The sequence below is a fragment of the Vibrio cholerae genome (genome assembly GCF_008369605.1).
GTDB lineage: Bacteria > Pseudomonadota > Gammaproteobacteria > Enterobacterales > Vibrionaceae > Vibrio > Vibrio cholerae.
On sequence record NZ_CP043554.1, the window covers coordinates 1,035,224 to 1,057,979 of the forward strand.

At 45.4% G+C, this 22,756-nt stretch carries 20 protein-coding genes; 9 read left to right on the top strand and 11 right to left on the bottom strand.

Features of this window, described 5'->3' with window-relative positions; translation table 11 throughout:
* Positions 1 to 116 precede the first annotated feature (116 nt).
* Together pflB and F0316_RS04930 are read right to left on the bottom strand one after the other, a co-directional pair.
* The gene (pflB, locus tag F0316_RS04925; RefSeq protein WP_000840420.1) at positions 117 to 2,393 is read right to left on the bottom strand and encodes a formate C-acetyltransferase; all 2,277 of its coding nucleotides are present in this window, start codon (positions 2,391 to 2,393) and stop codon (positions 117 to 119) included.
* 266 nt (positions 2,394 to 2,659) lie between these two features.
* Positions 2,660 to 4,201 carry a DUF3360 family protein gene (locus F0316_RS04930; protein WP_001286252.1) on the bottom strand — a complete coding sequence of 514 codons (1,542 nt, stop codon included), beginning with the start codon at positions 4,199 to 4,201 and terminating at the stop codon, positions 2,660 to 2,662.
* A gap of 716 nt (positions 4,202 to 4,917) precedes the next feature.
* On the opposite strand from F0316_RS04930, the gene F0316_RS04940 reads away from it, so the two are divergent.
* From F0316_RS04940 to F0316_RS04955, 4 genes are all read left to right on the top strand, one after another.
* Positions 4,918 to 5,688: an ABC transporter ATP-binding protein gene (locus F0316_RS04940; protein ID WP_000133012.1), complete on the top strand. Its 771-nt coding sequence runs from the start codon at positions 4,918 to 4,920 to the stop codon at positions 5,686 to 5,688.
* Between the two features lie 184 nt (positions 5,689 to 5,872).
* Positions 5,873 to 6,649, top strand: a complete 777-nt coding sequence (locus tag F0316_RS04945; RefSeq protein WP_000759079.1) for an ABC transporter substrate-binding protein — start codon at positions 5,873 to 5,875, stop codon at positions 6,647 to 6,649.
* A 147-nt stretch (positions 6,650 to 6,796) separates the two neighbouring features.
* The gene (locus F0316_RS04950) at positions 6,797 to 7,537 is read left to right on the top strand and encodes an ABC transporter permease (RefSeq protein ID WP_000886243.1); all 741 of its coding nucleotides are present in this window, start codon (positions 6,797 to 6,799) and stop codon (positions 7,535 to 7,537) included.
* A 2-nt stretch (positions 7,538 to 7,539) separates the two neighbouring features.
* Positions 7,540 to 8,217, top strand: a complete 678-nt coding sequence (locus F0316_RS04955) for an ABC transporter permease (protein ID WP_000347798.1) — start codon at positions 7,540 to 7,542, stop codon at positions 8,215 to 8,217.
* Positions 8,218 to 8,275: 58 nt separating this feature from the next.
* Here F0316_RS04955 and xthA read toward each other — a convergent pair whose 3' ends face one another.
* Positions 8,276 to 9,082, bottom strand: a complete 807-nt coding sequence (xthA, locus tag F0316_RS04960) for an exodeoxyribonuclease III (RefSeq protein WP_000864798.1) — start codon at positions 9,080 to 9,082, stop codon at positions 8,276 to 8,278.
* Positions 9,083 to 9,279: 197 nt separating this feature from the next.
* Between xthA and F0316_RS04965 the strand changes: the two genes are divergently transcribed.
* Positions 9,280 to 11,400, top strand: a complete 2,121-nt coding sequence (locus F0316_RS04965) for a methyl-accepting chemotaxis protein (protein ID WP_149560252.1) — start codon at positions 9,280 to 9,282, stop codon at positions 11,398 to 11,400.
* 23 nt (positions 11,401 to 11,423) lie between these two features.
* Here F0316_RS04965 and rsmS read toward each other — a convergent pair whose 3' ends face one another.
* Genes rsmS through dinG form a run of 4 tightly spaced genes read right to left on the bottom strand, consistent with a single transcriptional unit; the run spans position 11,424 to position 15,077 of the window.
* On the bottom strand, positions 11,424 to 11,636 hold the full coding sequence (gene rsmS, locus F0316_RS04970) for a pleiotropic regulatory protein RsmS (RefSeq protein WP_000106921.1): 213 nt from the start codon (positions 11,634 to 11,636) through the stop codon (positions 11,424 to 11,426).
* Positions 11,637 to 12,185 (bottom strand): primosomal replication protein, encoded by a 549-nt coding sequence (locus tag F0316_RS04975; RefSeq protein ID WP_046127362.1) that lies wholly within the window; start codon positions 12,183 to 12,185, stop codon positions 11,637 to 11,639.
* Positions 12,185 to 12,961: a sulfite exporter TauE/SafE family protein gene (locus tag F0316_RS04980; protein WP_001881611.1), complete on the bottom strand. Its 777-nt coding sequence runs from the start codon at positions 12,959 to 12,961 to the stop codon at positions 12,185 to 12,187. The genes F0316_RS04975 and F0316_RS04980 overlap by 1 nt, the downstream gene beginning before the upstream one ends.
* Before the next feature lie 40 nt (positions 12,962 to 13,001).
* The gene (dinG, locus tag F0316_RS04985) at positions 13,002 to 15,077 is read right to left on the bottom strand and encodes an ATP-dependent DNA helicase DinG (RefSeq protein WP_149560253.1); all 2,076 of its coding nucleotides are present in this window, start codon (positions 15,075 to 15,077) and stop codon (positions 13,002 to 13,004) included.
* A 509-nt stretch (positions 15,078 to 15,586) separates the two neighbouring features.
* On the opposite strand from dinG, the gene ompT reads away from it, so the two are divergent.
* Positions 15,587 to 16,621 (top strand): porin OmpT, encoded by a 1,035-nt coding sequence (ompT, locus tag F0316_RS04990; protein WP_000751972.1) that lies wholly within the window; start codon positions 15,587 to 15,589, stop codon positions 16,619 to 16,621.
* A 118-nt stretch (positions 16,622 to 16,739) separates the two neighbouring features.
* Positions 16,740 to 17,414, top strand: coding sequence for a DUF2057 family protein (locus F0316_RS04995; RefSeq protein WP_000773947.1), 675 nt, complete (start codon positions 16,740 to 16,742; stop codon positions 17,412 to 17,414).
* Positions 17,415 to 17,442: 28 nt separating this feature from the next.
* On the opposite strand, the gene F0316_RS05000 is transcribed toward F0316_RS04995, so the two are convergent.
* The 4 genes from F0316_RS05000 to F0316_RS05015 form a co-directional block, all read right to left on the bottom strand.
* Positions 17,443 to 17,901 carry a YchJ family protein gene (locus tag F0316_RS05000; RefSeq protein ID WP_001910616.1) on the bottom strand — a complete coding sequence of 153 codons (459 nt, stop codon included), beginning with the start codon at positions 17,899 to 17,901 and terminating at the stop codon, positions 17,443 to 17,445.
* 61 nt (positions 17,902 to 17,962) lie between these two features.
* Positions 17,963 to 19,177 (bottom strand): EAL and HDOD domain-containing protein, encoded by a 1,215-nt coding sequence (locus F0316_RS05005; protein ID WP_032478446.1) that lies wholly within the window; start codon positions 19,175 to 19,177, stop codon positions 17,963 to 17,965.
* 50 nt (positions 19,178 to 19,227) lie between these two features.
* Positions 19,228 to 20,013: a UDP-2,3-diacylglucosamine diphosphatase gene (gene lpxH / locus F0316_RS05010; protein ID WP_149560254.1), complete on the bottom strand. Its 786-nt coding sequence runs from the start codon at positions 20,011 to 20,013 to the stop codon at positions 19,228 to 19,230.
* A 40-nt stretch (positions 20,014 to 20,053) separates the two neighbouring features.
* Positions 20,054 to 20,548, bottom strand: a complete 495-nt coding sequence (locus tag F0316_RS05015; RefSeq protein ID WP_000631302.1) for a peptidylprolyl isomerase — start codon at positions 20,546 to 20,548, stop codon at positions 20,054 to 20,056.
* Positions 20,549 to 20,693: 145 nt separating this feature from the next.
* On the opposite strand from F0316_RS05015, the gene cysS reads away from it, so the two are divergent.
* Positions 20,694 to 22,073: a cysteine--tRNA ligase gene (gene cysS, locus F0316_RS05020; RefSeq protein ID WP_000913178.1), complete on the top strand. Its 1,380-nt coding sequence runs from the start codon at positions 20,694 to 20,696 to the stop codon at positions 22,071 to 22,073.
* An 87-nt stretch (positions 22,074 to 22,160) separates the two neighbouring features.
* The gene (gene ruvC, locus F0316_RS05025) at positions 22,161 to 22,682 is read left to right on the top strand and encodes a crossover junction endodeoxyribonuclease RuvC (RefSeq protein ID WP_000111359.1); all 522 of its coding nucleotides are present in this window, start codon (positions 22,161 to 22,163) and stop codon (positions 22,680 to 22,682) included.
* Positions 22,683 to 22,756 lie beyond the last annotated feature (74 nt).

The following is a 22,756-nucleotide window of genomic DNA, read 5'->3' on the forward strand; positions in this document are numbered from 1 at the left end:
CGAATAAACCTAGTAGAGAAGAACACAAATGTGTCGTGAGATACAGAAATAAATCCTGTTGCGCGGAAAAACAAAAAGCCCCGTCGAAACGGGGCTTTGAAGAGGCTTACTAAATCTTATAGCGATTCAGTGAAAGTACGAGCGATAACGTCTTGTTGCTGTTCAGCAGTCAGAGAGTTAAAGCGCACTGCGTATCCAGATACACGGATAGTCAGTTGTGGGTACTTCTCTGGGTGCTTAACTGCATCAAGCAGAGTGTCACGGTTCAGAACGTTAACGTTCAGGTGTTGACCACCCTCAATGCCCGCTTCGTGGTGGAAGTAACCATCCATCAAGCCAGCTAGGTTCGCACGCTGTGAGTTCTCATCTTTACCCAGTGCATTTGGCACGATAGAGAAGGTATATGAGATACCGTCTTTCGCGTGAGCAAATGGCAGTTTACCGACTGAAGTCAGAGACGCTACCGCCCCTTTCTCGTCACGACCGTGCATTGGGTTTGCACCCGGTGCAAATGGCGCACCTGCACGACGACCGTCTGGTGTGTTACCTGTCTTCTTGCCGTATACCACGTTTGACGTGATAGTCAGGATAGACTGAGTTGGTACTGCGTTACGGTAAGTTTTCAGTGAACGAATTTTGTTCATGAAACGCTCAACCAGTTCACAGGCGATGTCATCAACGCGTGAATCGTTGTTACCGAATTTTGGATAGTCGCCTTCGATTTCAAAATCGATAGCTACACCATCTTCGTCACGAATTGGTTTTACTTTCGCGTACTTGATAGCAGACAGTGAGTCAGCCGCTACAGACAGACCTGCGATACCACACGCCATAGTACGACGTACATCACGGTCATGCAGCGCCATTAGAGCCGCTTCGTAGCTGTACTTGTCATGCATGTAGTGGATGGCATTCAGTGCAGTGACGTATTGTGTTGCCAGCCAACCCATGAAGTGATCCAGCTTGCCCCATACATCGTCGAAGTCGAGCACTTCGTCGGTGATCTTAGGCATTTTTGGACCCACTTGGATTTTCAGTTTCTCATCCACACCACCGTTGATAACGTATAGCAGTGTTTTAGCAAGGTTAGCGCGAGCACCGAAGAACTGCATGTGTTTACCAATAACCATTGGTGATACACAACATGCGATAGCGTAGTCATCATTGTTGAAGTCAGGACGCATCAAGTCATCGTTTTCGTACTGGATAGACGAGGTATCGATAGACACTTTCGCACAGAACTTCTTGAAGCCTTCAGGCAGTTGCTCTGACCACAGGACAGTGATGTTTGGCTCTGGAGATGGACCCATGGTGTACAGTGAATTCAGGAAGCGGAAGTTAGTACGTGTTACCAGCGTACGACCGTCCAGACCCATACCACCCATAGATTCGGTTGCCCAAATTGGGTCACCAGAGAATAGCTCATCGTACTCAGGAGTACGTAGGAAACGAACCATACGCAGCTTCATGACGAAGTGGTCGATCATTTCTTGCGCTTCAACTTCCGTGATCTTGCCGGCTTTCATGTCGCGCTCAATGTACACGTCCAAGAAAGTAGAGGTACGGCCAAGAGACATTGCAGCACCGTTTTGAGATTTCACTGCCGCTAGGTAGCCGAAGTAAGTCCATTGGATTGCTTCTTGTGCCGTTTCAGCTGGGCGAGAAATATCGTAACCGTATTTCGCAGCCATCTGTTTCATTTGGCCAAGCGCACGGTGTTGTTCTGCAATTTCTTCACGCAGTTGCATTGTCATTTGCAGATCTTCGCCGTTTTCAAATTTTTCCTGCAGAGACTTGAACTGAGCCAGTTTGTCTTTCATCAGGAAGTCGATACCGTACAGAGCTACACGACGGTAGTCACCGATGATACGACCACGGCCGTAAGCATCTGGAAGACCAGTCAGAACGCCAGATTTACGACAAGCCAGAATTTCTGGAGTGTAGATGTCGAATACACCTGCGTTGTGCGTTTTGCGGTATTCAGAGTAGATTTTTGAAACTTGTGGATCCAGTTCACGGCCGTATGCTTTGCATGAACCTTCCACCATACGGATACCACCGTTGGGTATGATTGCACGTTTCAGTGGAGCATCGGTTTGTAGACCAACGATCTTTTCAAGATCTTTGTTGATGTAGCCAGCGTCGTGAGCTGTGATGGTAGAGATAAGAGAAGTGTCGAAGTCAACAGGAGCGTGAGTTGAATTTTCCTGTCTGATACCTTCCATTACTTTAGCCCAAAGCTTGTTGGTCGCTTCAGTACCTTCTGAGACTAGGAAAGATTCGTCGCCTTCGTACGGTGTGTAGTTCTTTTGAATAAAATCACGAACGTTAACTTCGTTTTGCCAGTCACCTGCCGCAAAACCTTCCCAAGCTTTAGCAAATTGCTCTGCCATGACATACCTACCTTTATGAGTAGAAAAAAACACGTACTGTTTTCGCCGTTGAGCCAGCTATCCCCGAGGGGAGCAGTACACTCTTCAATAACGATATCCAAATTCACACTGTGACTATTTGAATATGGATATCGCTATTAGTTCCTTTAATGTAGCCACTCTACGCTAAAAATTTTTCGTAAACCTTAAACTAAATCAATAAAAGTTAAAAAATTAAAATAAAGTTTGGGTAGCGCGGTCAGCGCTACCCAAATCAAGAATGGTGATTACAACCAAGCTTGCAGACCGTATTGGCTTTCCAACATGCCAACAGCAAGCATAGCAATCAAACAGATGATTAGCACACCGCCCGGGATCACAACTTTATCGATGAAGGACAATTTTGCTGCGCGCTCTTTGTCACCAATCAGACCGTTGTTGTCCAGAAGCATAGTCAAAGCCCAAGCCAGTACAGGGTTTACTACCGCTGAACCGAAAATACAGATACCTGCTGCTTGTGAATCTTTGGTGTTTTTGATCATTTGCATACCCGCTTCCAGCAGAGGTAGGAATACACCGACTAACAGAGCACAGCGCATAACTGGTGGCCATACGGCTGCATCCATTGGGAAACCAAGAATTGCAATCGTCATCACCAAACAGCCAAGGATGATGGCACCACCTGGAATTGGGCGTTTCGCAATCGCCGCTGGGATCATGTAGGTACCCCAAGAAGAGGTGATGTTACCGCCACCCAGCGCTGTACCCACCATTTGACGGATAGAACACATAGTCATGGTGTCATCCACATCCATCAGTACTTTTTCAGTACGTTTTGGATAGTTCAGCTCTTGGAAGATACGGTGACCTAGGAAATCGGGTGACCACATGGCAACCGCCAAAATCGCAAATGGCAATGAAGCGATGAAGTGCTGTAGGGTTGGCATACCCAACATCCAACCTTGTTCAGTGCTGCCCCACCAGTAAACAGGGTTTAGGTTTGGCAAGCCCATTTGGGTTTCAAATTTCAGGTCAAAACCCGCACCCAAGGCAAGCGCAATCACAAGGCCAGTAAAGGCACACACTGGAATCGCCAACCAGCGCAAATTAAATTTAGCGAGCAGAGCATAAATCACGATATTCACGCCGAGCACGACAAGACCAATGTAGCCCATGCTACCTGCCGCAACGTCGGCAGATTGCAAGCCAACGGCCCATTCTTGTATCGATGTGATTTGACTCATCGTCCCGGTAAAACCGAGGAAGATCAGCAAACCGCCTGCTGTACCCTCAGAGGTGAGGTTGACCAGTTTGGATCCACCTTTGAAATAGCTGAGCAAAAGACCGAAAACGCCAAGGAGGATAGCAAGTGCGAGAGGGTGTGCGCCGGCCAGAGCGATAGAGCCAATCAGAGGAATCATTGGACCGTGGTTGCCAGCGAGGTTGGCACGAGGGTTTAAGAAACCTGAAGCAATCACACAGAAGAACAGCGCAGGGAAAAGCATTTCTACGCGAGCAACTTCGATAGCAAATTCTTTGCCCAAGTTAATATGGTCCCACGCTTGAGTCAGGCCGTCAGCCCAAGACATCATTACTGCGGAGTACATAGAGATAATGCCGATGGTGCCCGCTAGTGCAGGAACTAAGTCTTCCAGTTCAAAGCGGAAATCTCGCCCTGGTAAATTGAGACCAAAGCGGCGTGGCTTCATGATTTGCAGTTCATGATCCAGATATTCTGAGCGAGTTGCAAACTCAGACGCAGGACGGTGAAGCTCCCGGTAGCTTTTCGTCTCAATGTCTGAGCGCTCTTTGTTCATAACGTCTGACATATGATTCCTCATATTTGTAAAAGTAAGTAATTCAGTGGTGAATACTGTTTAATTGCATGAATAAAGAAAGTGTTGAAGCGTTTCTGACACGAGTCAAATGGGCTACTTCTAACACAAATACTGATCATTATGATGACCTTATATTTGTGGCGAGTTTAACGTGCTTATCAATAAGGGCGATTGATCTTGATCACTTTAAGAATAAATATGAAAGAAAACTACACATGCCTAGTGATATCAGACACATAGGGGGTATTTGCTTTGAAATATTTTTTCATCTTGCGAGTTTTATTACGCTTTAAAACGTTGAAAAAGGCTCAGAAAAATGCACGCTTTGCTAACAGTAGAAGTCAGAATGTGTACCGAATGTGACTTTGTTAAAAATTTATTAATAAAATTATTTGGCAAAAATGACTATTTATTAACCTATTTAGGTTCATGTTATTTATCGCTGCAGATAAACGGTAAATCAGCGAGTCCGCGTGAGTATCGATAAATTAAGCGATGGGAGTGCAAGGTCAGAGTCAATACTGGCATTGTTTTCAGTAAAAAGAGAACAAGACGAATTCACTTATATTTGCATTTGTGTGCAAATTAAATCGCTATTCAGTCATATTTGATGGGTTAATAATTTGTTGCGCGGCTCTGGGTTGAGTGTTAGCTTGTTTCAAAAATGAACAGTGAAGTTCATCGATATAGACAGGGAGCGTTAGCGCATGACGGATGTACCCGCGCTTGAAATTAAGAATTTACACAAAACTTTTGGTCAGAATGAAGTGCTGAAAGGCATCTCTCTTCAAGCACAAAAAGGCGATGTTATTTCCATCATTGGATCGTCAGGTTCTGGCAAAAGTACTTTTCTTCGTTGTATCAATTTATTAGAAACTCCCACTGCGGGTGAAATCTGGGTCAAGGGCGAACTGATCCAGATGAAAACCACGCGTCAAGGCACAGTGCAGCCCGCCAAAGAGAAACAAGTGCAGCGCATCCGTTCGCGTTTAGCCATGGTGTTTCAAAGTTTTAATCTTTGGTCACACATGACCGTGCTTGAAAATGTCATTGAGGCTCCGGTACACGTTCTCGGCGTGCCCAAAGCGCAAGCTATTGAGCAAGCGGAGCGTCTACTGCGCAAAGTCGGTTTATACGAACGTAAAGACTATTACCCTGGACACCTTTCGGGTGGTCAACAACAGCGTGCGGCGATCGCTCGGGCTCTTGCCGTAGAGCCTGAAGTCATGTTGTTTGATGAGCCGACTTCAGCACTCGATCCTGAACTCGTCGGTGAAGTACTGGGCGTGATGCGAGATCTGGCAGAAGAAGGTCGCACTATGTTGGTTGTGACCCATGAGATGGCGTTTGCTCGTGATGTCTCAAATCATGTGATGTTCTTGCATCAAGGCAAAGTAGAGGAGCAGGGTAAGCCTGAAAAACTGTTTAAAAACCCTGATTCTGAGCGGTTGAAGCAGTTTATTTCGTCTATTTATTAGATGGGCAAATAGAGGCATCTATGGTTTCGAAAGATGAGGTCGTCGGTTGCTATGGACACGGTGGTTACCGATAAGAATAGTGCGCAGTCGAAGCTGAGTCCCAAAGAGTGAATTTCAAGTAACACATTGATATTAAAACAATAGTAAACACAACATTAAGACAAACAATCACAGGAGTATGGATATGAAAAAGTGGTTAGTTGCGACAGCATTAATTGCCACAACAATCAGTGGGGTAACGCAAGCCAAAGAATGGAAAACGGTGCGTTTTGGTATTGAAGGCGCTTATCCTCCGTTTAGCTGGACAGAAGCCGATGGCTCTTTGAAAGGGTTTGACGTGGATATGGCCAATGCGTTGTGTGATGAGATGAAAGTGGAGTGCAAAATCGTGCCACAGGATTGGGATGGCATTATCCCTTCACTGTTAGCGCGTAAGTACGATGCCATTATTGCAGCGATGTCGATCACTGAAGAGCGTAAAAAGAAAGTGGATTTCACTGGTAAGTACGCTCAGATCCCGAACAAGTTTATTGCTAAGAAAGGCGCGGATTTAGCCTTCACTAAAGAAGGTTTGAAGGGCGTGAAAATTGGTGTGCAGCGTGCGACCACTCACGATAAATACATCACTGACAATTATGGTGACACGGTCGATATCGTGCGTTATGGCTCGTTTGATGAAGCGTATTTAGACCTTGCCAATGGCCGGATCGCCGCAGTATTAGGGGATGCCTCCGCATTAGAAGAGGGCATGCTCAACAAACCCGGTGGTGATGCTTATGAATTTGTTGGCCCTTCACTGACAGACCCCAAATGGTTTGGCGAAGGTATGGGCATAGCGGTGCGCAAGCAAGATAAAGAGCTAACCGAAAAACTCGATGCGGCGATTACGGCACTGCGTGAAAAAGGGATTTATCAACAAATACAAGCTAAATACTTCAAGTATGACGTTTACGGTGAATAAAAGCGCTTCTTATCACTTCGAGTTGCCGTCCACAGGACGGTAGCTTGAAATCATGGATTCGCGATTAAAGCTCACTGTATTTCGGGTTGTTGGCACTCGTTCCTGATGTCACCAACAACCCGTAATCCAACTCAGGGAACGAGTCATATGCTGGATTTACAAGGCTATGAAGCCTCTATTCTGAAAGGCGCGCTGCTGACTATTGAAGTTGCCGTGCTGTCACTTTTGCTAGCGATGCTGCTAGGCATGTTAGGCGCACTCGCTAAAATGGCACCCTACCGCTGGGCTCGAGCCATTGCGACACTCTATACCACCATCATTCGCGGTATTCCGGATTTAGTACTCATGATGCTGATTTTCTTTGGTGGGCAGATTTTACTCAACAATGGTCTCAGTTGGTTTAATGAGTTCATCAACCAATGGCTGACAGCCCGAGATCCGAATCATGAATGGGTCGCCTATCTGCCCGATTATGTAGATATCAGCCCTTTTGTCGCGGGCGTGTTAACCATCGGCTTCATTTTTGGGGCTTATATGGCGGAAACGTTTCGTGGCGCGATCCTTGCCGTGGATAAAGGTGAACTCGAGGCGGCGAAAGCTTACGGCATGAGTGCTGCCATGAGCTTTCGGCGAATTTTATTACCGCAGATGATTCGCCATGCTATTCCTGGTTTTGGCAATAACTGGCTGGTGCTGCTGAAAACGACCGCTCTTGTCTCAATCATCGGCCTTGAAGATATGGTACGCATCAGTTCGCTGGCGGCTGGCTCGACCAAGATGCCGTTTACCTTTTATATGGCGGTGGCCATCATCTTTCTATTTTTTACCAGTGTGTCGACCGGTTTGCTCAAGCTGCTAGAACGTAAATTCAGTATTCATACGAGGTAAAGATGGACTTTTCTCTGATTATCGACAGTTTGCCTATTTACCTAAGTGGACTTTGGACCACTGTCTGGCTAGTGAGCCTTTCACTCGTAATCGGCTTGCTGTGCGCCATTCCGCTGGCGATTGCCCGAAATAGCAAGCAAAAATGGTTTAGCCTTCCGGCATGGGGATACATCTATTTTCTGCGTGGAACGCCACTCTTAGTGCAGCTTTATCTGATTTATTACGGTATGGATCAGTGGTTTCCGGTCAAAGATACTTTATGGGAGCATGCTTGGTTCTGTGCTTTGGTGGCCTTTATCTTAAATACCTCGGCCTATACGGCGGAAATTATCCGTGGGGCGATCAACGGGCTTCCGAAAGGCGAGGTGGAAGCCGCCAAAGCTTATGGTATGAGCCGTTTTCAAACTTACCAAAGAATTATTTTACCTAGTGCGCTGCGTCGTTCCTTACCTGCTTACAGTAATGAAGTGATTTTTATGCTGCATGGCAGTGCCGTGGCAGGGATCGTCACCATCATGGATTTGACTGGCGCGGCACGATTAGTCAATTCTCGATACTATGCGCCATTTGAAGCTTTTTTGAGTGCAGGGCTGTTTTATATGGCGCTTACTTTCATCATTTTGTGGTGTTTTAAACAGGCGGAACAACGTTTTCTTGCCTACCTAAAACCTCGCAGCTAAATAAAAAATCCCCATCTATATCGATGGGGATTTTTAAGTAAGCCGTCAGAGCACTCGATTACTTGAATGTTGCCCAGATAGGCGCATGATCGGAAGGTTTATCGATCGCACGTAACTCATAATCGATGCCAGCCTCTTGACAAGTTTCAGCCAGTGTTGGTGTTGCCAAAATCACATCGATCCGAAGCCCACGGTTGTCTTCAAAGCCGCGTGAGCGGTAATCAAACCACGAAAATTGGTCACTGACGTCAGGATGCAATTGGCGGAAAGTATCGACCAATCCCCAATCTAAAAGCGTTTGTAACCACTCACGCTCTTCTGGTTGAAATGAACATTTACCTGTTTGTAACCAGCGTTTGCGGTTGGCTTCGCCGATACCAATATCCAGATCGAGTGGGCTGATATTGATGTCACCCATCACGACCAGACGCTCTGAATTACTGCGGTGTTCACGCAGATAGGTCATCAAATCACGATAAAACTGACGTTTGTAAGGAAACTTGGTTTCGTGTTCGACGTTATCACCTTGTGGGAAATAGCCATTGAGAATGGTGGTCTTTTGCCCATTTTGATCAGCGAATGTCGCCATGATCATGCGCTTTTGGTGTTCTTCATTGTCGGTTGGAAAGCCTTTGATCACTTCGACAGGCGTTTGTTTGCATAAAATGGCCACACCGTAGTGCGCTTTTTGACCGTGAAAATAGACTTGATAGCCCATGGCCTCGACTTCTTGACGAGGAAACGCCTCATCATGGACTTTGATCTCTTGTAGGCCAATCACATCAGGTTGATGCTTGTCGATCAACGCTTGCAGTTGATGCAATCTGGCTCTGAGTCCATTTATGTTGAAGCTGATAACTTTCATTGCGATTCCTTTTGGTTGACTTGGGACTGATGTTATCACCTAAGCTCGGGATCTCAAGTCCGGCGAATTATTGGTTCAATAGTGAACCAACGAAGTAAGCAAAAAGTAACAAAGTTGTTGTTTAAAAGAGTCAATAGACTTATTTTTAGCCTTATCACTCGATATACATGTCTAAAACGCAAACATAAGGATGTTGTATGCGCCAAATTTCTGTTCAGTGGAAAATCACACTACTTGCGGGGCTTTGTCTGGTTTTTACTTCTCTCGCTTTAATCGGTTTTTCAATCTACAACGCGCGTGCGAGCCAGCAAACCGCCAAGCTGCAAAGTTCGGAGTCTGTCATTGATAAATCACAGCAACTGCTGCAAACCGGTGCTTTATTGAACGCGACAGAGATTTCAGAGTACCTCAGTGAAGCGATATATCGTGCGGAAATGTTGGCCGCGAATGCTCTGTTTTTGAAAAATAATTCAGAAGAAAACTTCGGTGAAAGTGAGGTGTTACGCACGTCTCTTGATGAAATGGTGCGTAAATCCGTACTTGGTTTTGACACCATAGAAGGCGCTTATCTGGTATTTCGTCCCAATATGCTCGACAGTGAAGATTCCAATTATGTTAATGCAGATTATGTTGGCTCAAACGATATTGGTCAGTTTGCCGCCTACTGGACGAAGGCGGCGAATGGGCAAAACGTGATTTCCCGAGTATTAACTCAAGCGCAACTCACAGAAGAATCGAATAAGGAGCGTTTTGTCTGCCCGATTGAGCAAGCCTCGCCCTGTATTACATCGCCGCGCATGGTGGAGTTTGAAACGGGACGCTATCTGGCCACGTCGCTGTCTGTGCCGATTTTGATTGATGGTGTCGCCATCGGCTTTTATGGCATTGATCTGACGCTCGCGCCTTTGATTGGTATCACTCAAAAATCCGATAACAACCTGTTTGATGGACAAGGTAAAGTGTCGATTGTCAGTGAAAACAATGCGTTAGTGGCAAGTGATGCTGCTTTTTTAACCCTTGGCGAAACTTTTCAAAGCGAGAACCTCAGCCGCTCAACGGTGAGTTCATTGTTGCAGGCTGGGCAAGTCAACACTCAATGGAGTGAAGATGGACAATGGCTAGTGGTTTTTGCTCCTATCAAAGTGGCGAATCAAAACTGGGGTGTCATTTTTGAAATGCCACGTCAAAGTGTCATGCAAGATGCCGAACAACTGGACATTTTACTTACAGAACAACTTGAGCGAGGCATTCGTAGTGAATTGATGGTGGGTACGCTTATGGTCGTCGTGGGGCTATTGGTGGTCGCTCTTATGGCGATGCGTTTGGTGAGACCAATTCGAGCGGTTGCTGAACGATTACAAGATATTTCCTCTGGCGAAGGGGATTTAACTCAGCGTTTGCAGGTGAATTCTGCCGATGAAATCGGCCAACTGGCACAGGGCTTTAACCTTTTTATGGATAAGTTACAGCCGATCATCCGCCGAGTTGTGGATAATACGGGACAAGTCGTGAGTACCACCGAGCAGGTCAAAAGTACGGTTGAATCAACGCGCCGTAGCAGCGAAGCGCAATTTAAAGAAGTCGACAGTGTGGCAACCGCCGCAGAGGAGATGACTCAAACCTCAGCACATGTTGTCGAGAATGCTCAGCGTGCGGTCAATGCGGCGAGCGATGCTCAGCGAGCTGCCCAAACAGGGGATGAAGTGATCCGCCATTCACAGATGCAGATGAACCAGTTGGTGGACAGAATGAATCATGCCGTTCCTGTCGTGGAAGAGTTAGCACGCAACAACACTGGGATTATTGAAATCTTAAGTGTGATTGAAGGCATTTCAGAACAAACCAATTTGCTTGCATTAAATGCGGCGATTGAAGCGGCTCGAGCTGGAGAGCAAGGCCGCGGTTTTGCTGTTGTTGCCGATGAAGTGCGCAGCCTTGCTAGTCGTACTCAAGCTTCTGTTGGTGAAATTCGGTCCGTTATCAACAAAGTTGAATTGGGTACGCAAGATGTCGTGAAAGCGATTCAAGGCAGCAATGAAACCGCACAAGCTACGGCAGAGCAAGTCGCGGATGCAGTTACTCAGCTCAACCGAGTGTTTTCGGCGATTCATGCCATCAACGAGATGAGTCATCAAATCGTGCAAGCTGCGCAAGATCAGCAGACGGTATCGGCTCAAGTGACTCAAAGCGTGGTCAATATTCGCGATTTAAGTGCGCAAATTCTTTCAGAAACGGAAGCATCCGAAAAAGTGGGAGAGCAAATTGCGCGGCTGTCGTTTGAACAACAAACTCTCGTCGGGCAGTTTAAAGTGAACTGAGGCCAAGCGTTGTCAGACGAGAGTTACTCGTCTGACAGGGGGGCGATGGTTTGTGGTTGAATACTGGGTGATACTGCAGCGTCTGCCAGTTTTTGTTCAAAATCGCGTTTGACGATCTCAAGCGCAGCAAGCGCTATGTGGGGCTCAATTGCATGAGACTCTAATAAATAGATAAGATCGACCGCGAGTTTGATCTCATCAGAGGCTTCATTCAGTGGAATCGATGGAGTCGACATTTACGCTTTTCTCTCTTGAGTAGTAATTCGTTTCTCAATTTTTATTTTTGCTTCACGGCAGCGGTTGAGTCGCTGCTCGGATTGCAACAGAGCTTGCTGAGCCGCCGCTTTTTCTGTTGCCGAGGCTTGCTCAAGCAACAGGGCTTTATCACGCACCAAATCCATCAAACGCCGTTCCCAATCTTGATGTTGAGCCAGCTCCTGATAAAGCTCATTAATGGTTTTTTTAAAATAAGCGTGTGGTTTCGGTTCGTTACGGCGCACATTTTGAGTTGAAAGCTCACGAGTCAGTGCGGCGATTTGTGCAAGTAGCCGTTCAGATAAATATTCCGCGCGCAATGCCGTCAAACGTCCACTCTCTTTTTCACGGATTAAGGCTTGCAGTGTTGAATGAGCTTCTTCAACACAAGGTGTTAATAGCTTTCCGTGGCAATGGAATAACACCTCATCAAATAATGGGCGATGATGTTCACCACGTTGACGGTCGAGCTGGGCGGCAGAATGCTTGAGCTCGTTGAGAATCGTATGAAATTTGCTGTAGCTCTCCATCATCCCACCCACCATGCGTCATAAGCCAATTTCCCCGCCAAAATCGTGACCACTAAAATAAATAGGGGACGGATAAACGGAGCTCCAAAGCGAATGGCTGAGTGAGCTCCGACGTACGCTCCCGCCATCAAACAGACTCCCATGGTCAAACCCAGCAGCCAATCAATATGACCGAGTAGGGCAAAAGTCACCAGTGAGGTGAAATTACTGGTTAAATTCATGGCTTTGGCAAGTCCCGAAGCCAGCAGGATATTGAAGCGATACAGCGCCATTGAGCTGACCGTCCAGAACGCGCCAGTGCCAGGACCCGCTAAGCCATCATAAAATCCTAGCCCTATGCCTTGCAGGATCTGCTTGCGATGCAATTTAGGACATGGTTCAGGTGTGACACTTTGTTCCGTTTGATGGGGGCGATGCAAAACCGTATATAAAGCCGCAGCTAGAATAATCAGCGGGAGTACTTTACGTAGCCAATCCGTGCTGATCGCATCAACGGCCAAGGTTCCCAGTATGGCGCCAATCAAGGTTGCAATAAAAGCGCGTTTCCAACATGCAGGATCAAAGAGTTTTTGACGATAGTAAGTCCATGCCGCGGTTGATGAAGCAAACGTCGCAGCTAATTTATTGGTTCCCAAAGCCAAATGAGGCGGTAAACCTAGCGAAAGTAGTGCTGGTACGGTCAACATTCCGCCGCCGCCTGCGACCGCATCGATAAATCCGGCAATAAAAGCAACAAGAGCCAGCACCATTATCGTGGTGGGTTCTATCCATTCCATCAAAAGCGCAATCCTAATTGTGGTGAGTTAATCGTTATTATCAGTATTCAATCGTGCGCTTAAAGGGCGGTAAGGCATCCAACAACGCTTTTCCGTAACGCTTTGATACTACCCGCCGATCAAGGATGACCACTCTACCAGAATCCCGCTCTTTGCGCAGTAGACGCCCAACAGACTGGATGAGCTTTTTGCTGGCTTCAGGAACGGTAATTTGCATGAAAGGGTTACCGCCCAGCTCTTGAATATATTCGGCATGTGCTTGTTCTACCGGAGAAGTTGGAACGGCAAAGGGGATTTTGGTGATGATCAGATTTTCGAGGAGTTCACCGGGCAGATCTAGACCTTCCGAAAAACTTCCAGTGCCAAATAAAACACTGGTTTTCTGTTTTTCAATCAGCTTTTTATGTTTATTTAGAATTTCTGATCGAGATTTCTCACCTTGCACCTGCAGTGCCCAACCACGTTTTGTGAACTCGACTTTTAAAGACTCTGCCACTTCACGCATTTGCCAATAAGAAGCAAAGAGGACCAAATTGGCTTTGTCAGCTTGCAGATAACACAATACTTTTTTGGCTAAATAGGCGGTATAGCCCTCGGCTTGTGGCTCCATTTCCATTTTTGGGATCAGCAATTCACCTTGCTTAGGGTAATCAAATGGCGAGGCTAAAGCTAAAAATTGCACTCCATCTTCCGCTTTGTCACTGATCCCAGCTTGCCGACAGAAGAAGCTGAATGAATTTAATGCTCTTAAGGTTGCAGAAACTAATATCGCGCCCACACAGCGGCTCCAAAGCTGCTGATCCAGTTGCCAGCCGATTTCGAGTGGCGAAACACTGACTAAATAGTCACCTTCTCGTTCAGGACTGACTTCAAGCCAGCGTGCTAAAGGGGCCCCCTTATCTTTGTTGGGTTTTGCCATCAGTTGCCATACTTGGGTCAAGTTTTCTAAACGTTGTACGTAAAACCCCAATTCGCCCAACGCAGGTTCAGCGATGCGTGTTGCAAGTTCGCCTTCTTTTACTTTTTCAGCAATTAAATCAGCTACTTTACTCACAGATTGCATCGCTTTTTGTGATGACTTACTAAGTGCTTGTGACTCATCAGCCAGCCATTGTGGTAACTCGCCGTGCTCAAAACGGTAAATTCCCTCAACAAATTGTTCCGCCACAAACTGTTTGGGTAACTGATTCAAAGTCGGGATTAAGTACTGTATCGCCGTGCGCGCCTCTTCAGCGAATCGCTCGGCACGTTTTTCATCACCTAGAGCGGTGAACTTGGATAAGGATTGATTGAGCTTTTCTAGCCAGCTCGCGGCTCCTTTTAACGTCGCGGCTGCCGATGCATGCTCGCGCGCGACCGTAGGGAGATGGTGCGCTTCGTCAAAAACATAAATTGTTTCTTCGGGTGCTGGCAGGATAACGCCCCCGCCCAAATCCGCGTCGGCCATCACTAGGCTATGGTTAGCAATAATCACATCGGCCTTATCCAGTTCTGAACGTGCCTTCTGAAATGGACAGTGACGATGAGCACTAAAGCTGCCATTACAACTATGTTTATCGCTGACAATGACTGACCACAATTCATCACTAATCGGGCTTGGCCAGCCATCACGGTCACCATCCCATTTCCCTTGGCTTAGGGCAGTATGCAGCTCTGCAAGCAGCTCTGTCTCATGAGGTTTGGGTTTACTTTCAAATAGCGCGATTTGCCCATCATCAATCCCACAGGCTGCGGCTAAACGTTCGCTACAACAATAACGTTGACGGCCTTTCGCAAGAATAAATGAGAAGTTTTGATCACTGATCCTGCGATAAAGCGGTAAGTCTTTATTGAGCAGTTGCTCTTGAAGAGCCACTGTGGCTGTGGAGATCACGACTTTCCGCTTATTCACCACCGCCACAGGGATAACCGCCATTAAATAGGAGAGAGACTTTCCTATGCCTGTTCCTGCTTCGGCCACTAACATTCGAGTCGATTTGTGATAAGTCCCACAAAGGGTTTTGGCCATCTCGGCAACTAGGAAATTTTGAGCGCGACGAGGAATGAAATTTTCCAATTGATTTTGTAGATTTTGATAACTGTTGCGAATGGAATCTTGAATGTTTTTTGTCAGCATAGAGGTGTCCAAAGTGCGATGGCGCGATGGTAGCACAGATCACTGAGTGATACCTACTTCACGAAATCGTATGCTTTTAATAGAAATCTAGATCTTGTTCACAAATAAAAACTGAACCTTCAGAGACTTAAATTTATTTTGTTTTATAAAAAATATATAGCTCCAAATCCTAGGTTTGATTTTTATTAATATCCTAATTTCGCCATTTAAATGTTAATTTTTGGAGTTTTATTCTAGTTTTCTGTCGGGTTGTAATCCTGTGATTTCGTCTGTTTTTGTTAAGAACTAAGCCGAAAAAAACCATGAAATAAATGCAATTTATTGAATTTTAAGGTTTTATGTTTTTTTTCTTTGTTTTTTTTATGGTATTTGACATGCAGAATATTCTTTTGCAATCTTAACCACGAATCTAATGGCGGTGGTGACCAAACAAAGAGTTGGAAAACCACCTTCAAAAAACAGGGAACCGGACAAGGAATTCCCATATTAAGAAAAGGCAGTGGATTAACATGAAAAAAACTCTATTAGCACTCGCAGTGCTTGCAGCCGCAGGCTCTGTAAACGCAGCTGAAATTCTAAAATCAGATGCTGGCACAGTTGATTTTTACGGTCAGCTACGTACAGAATTGAAATTCTTAGAAGATAAAGATCCAACAATTGGTTCTGGTTCTTCGCGCGCTGGTGTTGATGCAAACTACACCGTTAACGATAGCTTAGCGTTACAAGGTAAAGTGGAATTCGCACTAAAAGACAGTGGCGATATGTATGTTCGTAACCACATTCTTGGTGTAAAAACTAATTTTGGTAAGTTTAGCTTTGGTAAACAATGGACTACATCTGACGATGTATACGGTGCTGACTACTCTTATTTCTTTGGTGGTACAGGTCTTCGTTACGGCACACTGTCTGATGCACTACACGATTCTCAAGTCAAGTATGTTTACGAAGCTGACAGCTTCTGGGTTAAAGCTGGTTACGGTTTTCCAGAAGATAATGCAAAGCAAGAGCTAGCAGAACTGTATGTAGGTGCAACATTTGGTGATTTGGCTGTGCACGCTGGTGGTGGTCAAAACCGTGATAAAGCATTCAAAGTTGGTAGTAATACGGTTGGCACAACAACCACAGATATTAAAGCTGACGTAACAAATAGTTACTTTGAAGTGACAGGTGAGTACACTATTGGTGATGCACTGATTGGTGTTACTTACTACAACGCAGAACTAGATGTAGAAAATAACCCACTAGTGATCGATGAAGACGCTATTTCTGTTGCTGGTACATACAAAGTTGCTGACAAGACAAAATTGTATGCTGGCTATGAGTATGTGATGCAAGAAGCGAACACTGGCGCAGATGAAGATGGTACTCTTGTTTACCTAGGTGTTGAATACAAATTTGCAAGCTGGGCTCGTGTATATGCTGAGTATGGCTACGGCGATGGTACAACTCTGGGTTACACCAACAAGGGTTCTGACGCAGAAGTTAAAGCAACGAAAGTCGACAGCGCTAATAACTTTGGTATCGGTGCTCGTATCTACTGGTAAGATCTCGAACACGTTTATTGAGAAAGCCCGGCTGCTGCCGGGCTTTTTTATTGTGATGTGCAAGATAAGTGATTATTGTTGTTGTGTTTATTTTTATACGAAACAAGGTAGTTAGATAATGAAACTTAACCCACTGATTTTAGGTCTTCTGTTGTCATTTTCAGCAGGTCACTCATTAGCCGATGTAGTATTAAAAGTGCCAGAAAATATTGATTTACTTTCTGTAAATATGCAAAAACCAAAATCTGAAGGCGGATTATTTGGTGATAAAACGATTATGCTTAAAGATGGCACGAACCAGATTGTGTTTCGTTATATTCCTACTTTCGATGATGGTGACGATGTTAAGAAGGTATATAGCGATACAATTATTGCAAAATTTGAGAGTGAAAATGCCACTCTTCACTTTAAGATTCCTAGTTATCGCAATATAAAAGAAGCAAATGAGAAAATTCAAACAATGGAGTGGCAACTTGTTGACGAAAAAGGGCAATCTGTCGCTCTAGTTGAAGACAAACTACTCAATCCAGGTGTTCAATGGGGCAGAAATTACAGCCAAGAAGCTACAGAATATAACCAAAATGGAGGGGTTGCTGCGATCGGATACCTGAAAGTAGTTACTAATGAGGCTCAGCTATCTGAAAATACGACACAAGTTATTATGAGCGAAGCTTCTCAACCATTAGAAGTAGTCGGATCATCAAATAACCTGACTCAACTTCAACTTTGGTATAGCAAAGCCTCAAAAGAAGAACGCAAAGCGTTTAAGAAATGGATGGTCGATCAAGAATAAGCGAAAGCCTGCGCATGCAGGCTTTACTCTATTTTCCACAGCACTTTTTATATTTCTTGCCACTACCGCAAGCACAAGGGTCGTTACGGCCTTGTTTGATGGCGGTGGGAAATTCACCGTCAATATAAAACCAACAGTTATTTTCTTTGAGAAATCGAGAGCGCTCTTCAAGGCAAAACGCTTTACCCTCTTGCTCAAAAAACGCTTTAAAGTGAACAAAACCTTCGTTAGGGGTTGCGCCCATTTGGGTCGAAATGATCTCAAGGCGAAGCCAATGGCTATGTACCGATTCGCTAATCGCATCACGCTCATTACTGGCTTGGCAAGAGGGATGGTATGTTTCAATCACAAACTCAACATTCTTTAAAATATGGGCACTAAAACGTGCTCGCATCAGCTGTTCAGGAACTTGAGCACTGTGAGGATTGAGATGAATAGGTTCGCAACACTGCGAGTAAGGTTGAGTATTTCCGCAATAACAGGACATAGAAAAGATAAACGTTGAGTAGGTAGATGGAGTTTATCGGCCCGTAAGCGTAATTACCAGTTTAGGTTTGTACACCAAGAAGATCGGCTGTCCATTTGACGGCTTCGATATAGCATTCTGTTGGTGCCTCGTTTGGAAGGTTAAGTGCTTGCCCAAGAGTCACAACTTGCCCCCAATCCGCCATTTCATAAGCTTTATTCAATGCCAATATTTGCCCTAAAGTGCCACTGCCTTGAGTTAAGGCCTGTTTGACTTCTTCCTCGATAGGCATTTCTTTCACAATGGAATCAAGGGATTGATCAAGTAGGCTGTCTAGCACAGAAAACATACCGGTTAGAAATCCGGTTCCGGGGGCAATGTTTGTCGGCACTCGTTCACTGAGCATTTCGCAAAAGCGGGCGCGTAGAATGGCAAGATTATAAAGATAGTCTGGTTTGGAATCTTGTGTTGAAGCAATCGCAACGAGCGAAATGAATTTACGGAGTTTCTGTTGCCCTAGATAGACCAGCGCTTGACGGAAAGATTGGATTTTTGAACTCACTGTTGCTGAAGAGTTTACGAACGTGAGTAGCTTATATGAAAGAGAAATGTCTTTGGCGACAATCGTTTCAATTTCACGAAAATCAACTTCGGGTTTCGCGACTTCTTTAAGTAGTTGCACAATGGTCAGAAAAGAGGGTTGCAGGGCTTTGCGCTGAATAATTTCAGGCTTACTAAAAAAGTAACCTTGAAAATAGTGGAAACCCGCTTGCTTGGCCTGTTCAAACTCTTCGTAGGTTTCAACTTTTTCGGCCAGAAACTCAATTTTCATGGAGCGCAGTTTATTGATAAAGAGCTTGGCTTTCGGGATAGGCACGAGACGAATATCAAATTTGATAATCGAGATATAAGGTAGAAATGCTTTCCAATCATTGCTTGGGATAAAATCATCCAGTGCAATTTTGTATCCGAGCTGAGCCATTTTTTTGATAGCATTGAGCAGTTCAGGGGTTGGTGGGCAATCTTCAAGAATTTCGACAACCAGACTTTTAACCGGAAACAGCGTGGGTACCATGTTGAGTAAACTTTGATAAGGGAAGTTTACGAATCCAAGAAGATCACCCAGAGTGCTGTAGTGTGCGGTCAAGAAATGATCGGAAAGGAGGCGGCTAGTGGCTTCCTCGGGATCGATGTCTGGAAACGTGTTTTTAGGCCCATCACGAAAGAGAAGTTCGTAACCGATGGTGCTTTTTTCACGATCCAATATGGGTTGTCTAGCGACATACGAGTACTTCAAAGATTTACCTATTTTCGGGTTGTTGTTTCTTTTGTCAGTATTTTAAGGGTTTACCGAGATAAGTATTGGTCAAGAACATGGTTATTACTAATTGATTGCTCAATATTTATGAGTGGTCTCGACAATAATGAGTAGCCAGTTAGTTTAGAATAGACCAAGATCGAGCTTTGGCTATACCAATCACCTAACACAATCCGTGTTTTGAGAGTCTGGTCATCGGTTTGAATGGAGTGAATTGCAGGGCGGTGTGTATGACCGTGAATCATTAAATCTACGTTATATCGATGCATAACCGCGATGACTTCGCTGGGTGTAACATCCATGAGCATCATGGACTTATGTTGTTTGTCATCTCGTATGTCTGACTGTATTTTGCGGACAAGCTTTTGCTTAAGTGCAAAAGGAAGAAGTCCAAATAATCGCTGTAACCAAGGCTGATGTACTTTGGCTCGAAAAGCAAGGTAGCGCGTATCTTGGGTGCAGAGTGTATCTCCATGCAGTACGACGGCTTTTTGCCCATATAAGTCGATCACGGCTTCATCCGGTAACAGCTGCACTCCTGTTTGTTGAGCAAACCGTTTCCCAACCAGAAAATCGCGATTTCCTTTAGTGAAATAGCATGGCACACCTTGTTGAGTCAGTTGGCGAAACTCGGATTTAATCTGCTCGGCAAAGGCGGTTGGGTCATCATCCCCAATCCAAAAATCAAAAAGGTCGCCAAGGACATAAAGTGCATCAGCTTTGATGGCTTCTTCGCGCATAAATTGAATGAAGGAAGCGGTGATATCAGGATGCTTGGGGGAGAGATGAAGATCGGAAATAAATAGTGTATGCATGTTTCACAGCAAAAGGAGCGCCTAAGCGCTCCGAGTAAAATTAAGCTTCGATAGTGGTGCCAGTGATCACCACTTCCTCTAGAGGGACATCTTGGTGCATGCCATAAGAACCGGTGCTCACGCCCTTGATCTTATTAACGATGTCCATGCCTTCAACCACTTCACCAAACACGCAGTAACCCCAACCATCACGACTTTCAGAACGAAAATCGAGGAAAGTGTTGTTATTCACGTTAATGAAGAATTGTGAGCTCGCTGAGTGAGGATCCATGGTGCGCGCCATGGCAATCGTACCCACTTTATTGCTCAGACCATTATTTGCTTCGTTACGAATAGGATCGCGAGTCTCTTTTTCACGCAGTCCCGAGGTCATACCGCCGCCTTGAATCATAAAGCCGTCAATCACACGGTGAAAGAGAGTGTTGTCATAGAAACCTTCACGGCAATATTGCTCAAAGTTTGCGCTGGTTACTGGCGCTTTTTCAAAGTTGAGCTGAATTTTGATGTCACCAAAATTGGTATGCAGGGTGATCATGAGTTTTACCTTCGCATTTATCCATTGAGAGCCAGAGTTTAGCCTAACTTTTTGTGCATTCAAAACATCAAATGGATGACCTAGTAATCTTTGAGTTGTTATACTGTCCGCCATTTATAATTTTGATGGTAATCAGATAGAGATCATGTTGAAGATTTATAACTCACTCACAAGACAGAAAGAGGAATTTAAACCAATCGTTGCCGGCAAAGTGGGCATGTATGTGTGTGGAGTCACTATTTATGATCTCTGTCATATCGGACATGGGCGGACATTTGTTTCATTTGACGTGGTAGCTCGTTATCTTCGTTACCTTGGCTACGATCTGACCTTTGTGCGTAACATCACCGACATCGATGACAAGATCATCAAGCGTGCTGCAGAAAACGCAGAAACGTGCGAATCATTGACAGAACGCTTGATTCAAGAAATGTATGCGGATTTCGATGCCCTGAATATCAAACGTCCCGATGTTGAACCACGTGCGACTGCTTATATCGAAGAGATCATTGCTCTGGTTGAGCGCCTGATTGAGCGTGGTTTTGCTTATGTTGCTGATAACGGTGATGTGATGTTTGAAGTGAGCCAATACAGCGAGTACGGTAAACTTTCCAAGCAAGATCTTGATCAACTCCAAGCGGGAGCACGTGTGGATATCGAAGCGGCAAAACGCAGTCCGCTGGATTTCGTGCTCTGGAAAATGTCGAAACCGGGTGAACCAACATGGGAATCCCCTTGGGGTCCTGGTCGTCCGGGCTGGCACATCGAGTGTTCAGCGATGAACTCATCAATTTTGGGTAACCATTTCGATATCCACGGTGGTGGTTCTGACTTGCAATTCCCACATCATGAAAACGAAATTGCGCAATCTTGCTGCGCCCATGATACCCAGTACGTCAACACTTGGATGCACAGTGGTATGGTAATGGTGGATAAAGAGAAGATGTCGAAATCACTCGGTAACTTCTTCACTATCCGCGATGTTTTGGGCCATTATGATGCAGAAACAGTGCGTTATTTCTTGATGTCAGGCCACTACAGAAGCCAATTAAACTACAGTGAAGAGAATCTCAATCAAGCGCGTGCTTCACTAGAGCGACTCTATAACGCACTGCGTGGTTTAGATCGTAGCGTGCCAGCCGCGGGGGGCGAAGAGTACGTGACGCGCTTTACTGCTGCTATGAACGATGATTTCAATACGCCAGAAGCGTATTCGGTGCTGTTTGATATGGCTCGTGAAATCAACCGACTCAAGAGTGAAGATATGACCAATGCGAGCGCTTTGGGCAGCTTAATGCGTGAGTTGGCAGATGTGATCGGTATTCTTTACCAAGAGCCTGAGGCTTTCTTCCAAGGTAGTGCGGAAGATGAAGATGCGGCGCAAATTGAAGCTTTAATCAAGCTACGTAATGATTCTCGTGCGACGAAAGATTGGGCTAATGCTGACTTGGCGCGTGATAAGTTAAACGAAATGGGAATTGTGCTTGAAGATGGACCTAATGGTACAACTTGGCGTCGTAAGTAACGAGCAACAAATGAAAGGGTGGGCGTAAGCCCACTCTCTTTTTCTGGCACGTGTAGCCCATCTTTAAACGAACAAGGCAAGTGAGTTATGTCTGTCATCTTAGGGATTGATCCTGGATCGCGCGTGACGGGGTATGGTGTGATTCGTCAACAAGGACGACACCTTATCTACCTCGGTAGCGGTTGTATCCGTACTTCCGATCTCGAGTTACCGTTACGCCTGAAACAAATCTATGCGGGCGTGAGTGAAATCATCACCCAATTTCAGCCGGATGCCTTTGCCATTGAGCAAGTCTTTATGGCTAAGAATGCAGACTCTGCGTTAAAACTTGGCCAAGCGCGGGGGAGTGCGATTGTCGCAGCGGTGAATGCGGATTTACCCGTTTATGAGTATGCTGCGCGTCTCATCAAACAGGCGGTGGTTGGAACGGGGGCTGCGGATAAAAGCCAAGTGCAGCATATGGTGCAACAAATGTTGAAGTTACCTGGTAAACCGCAAGCGGACGCTGCGGATGCATTAGGGGTGGCGATCTGTCACGCTAATACCAACAAAACCCTCATCGCGCTCGCTGGTCAAGCGACGAGTGCTCGAAAAGGTCGCTATCGGTAAACAGGTTCAATATGCTTTTTACTGGCTATCCATCCAGTTATTGATTATCATCTTGGGCATATTTTTGCTCCCTC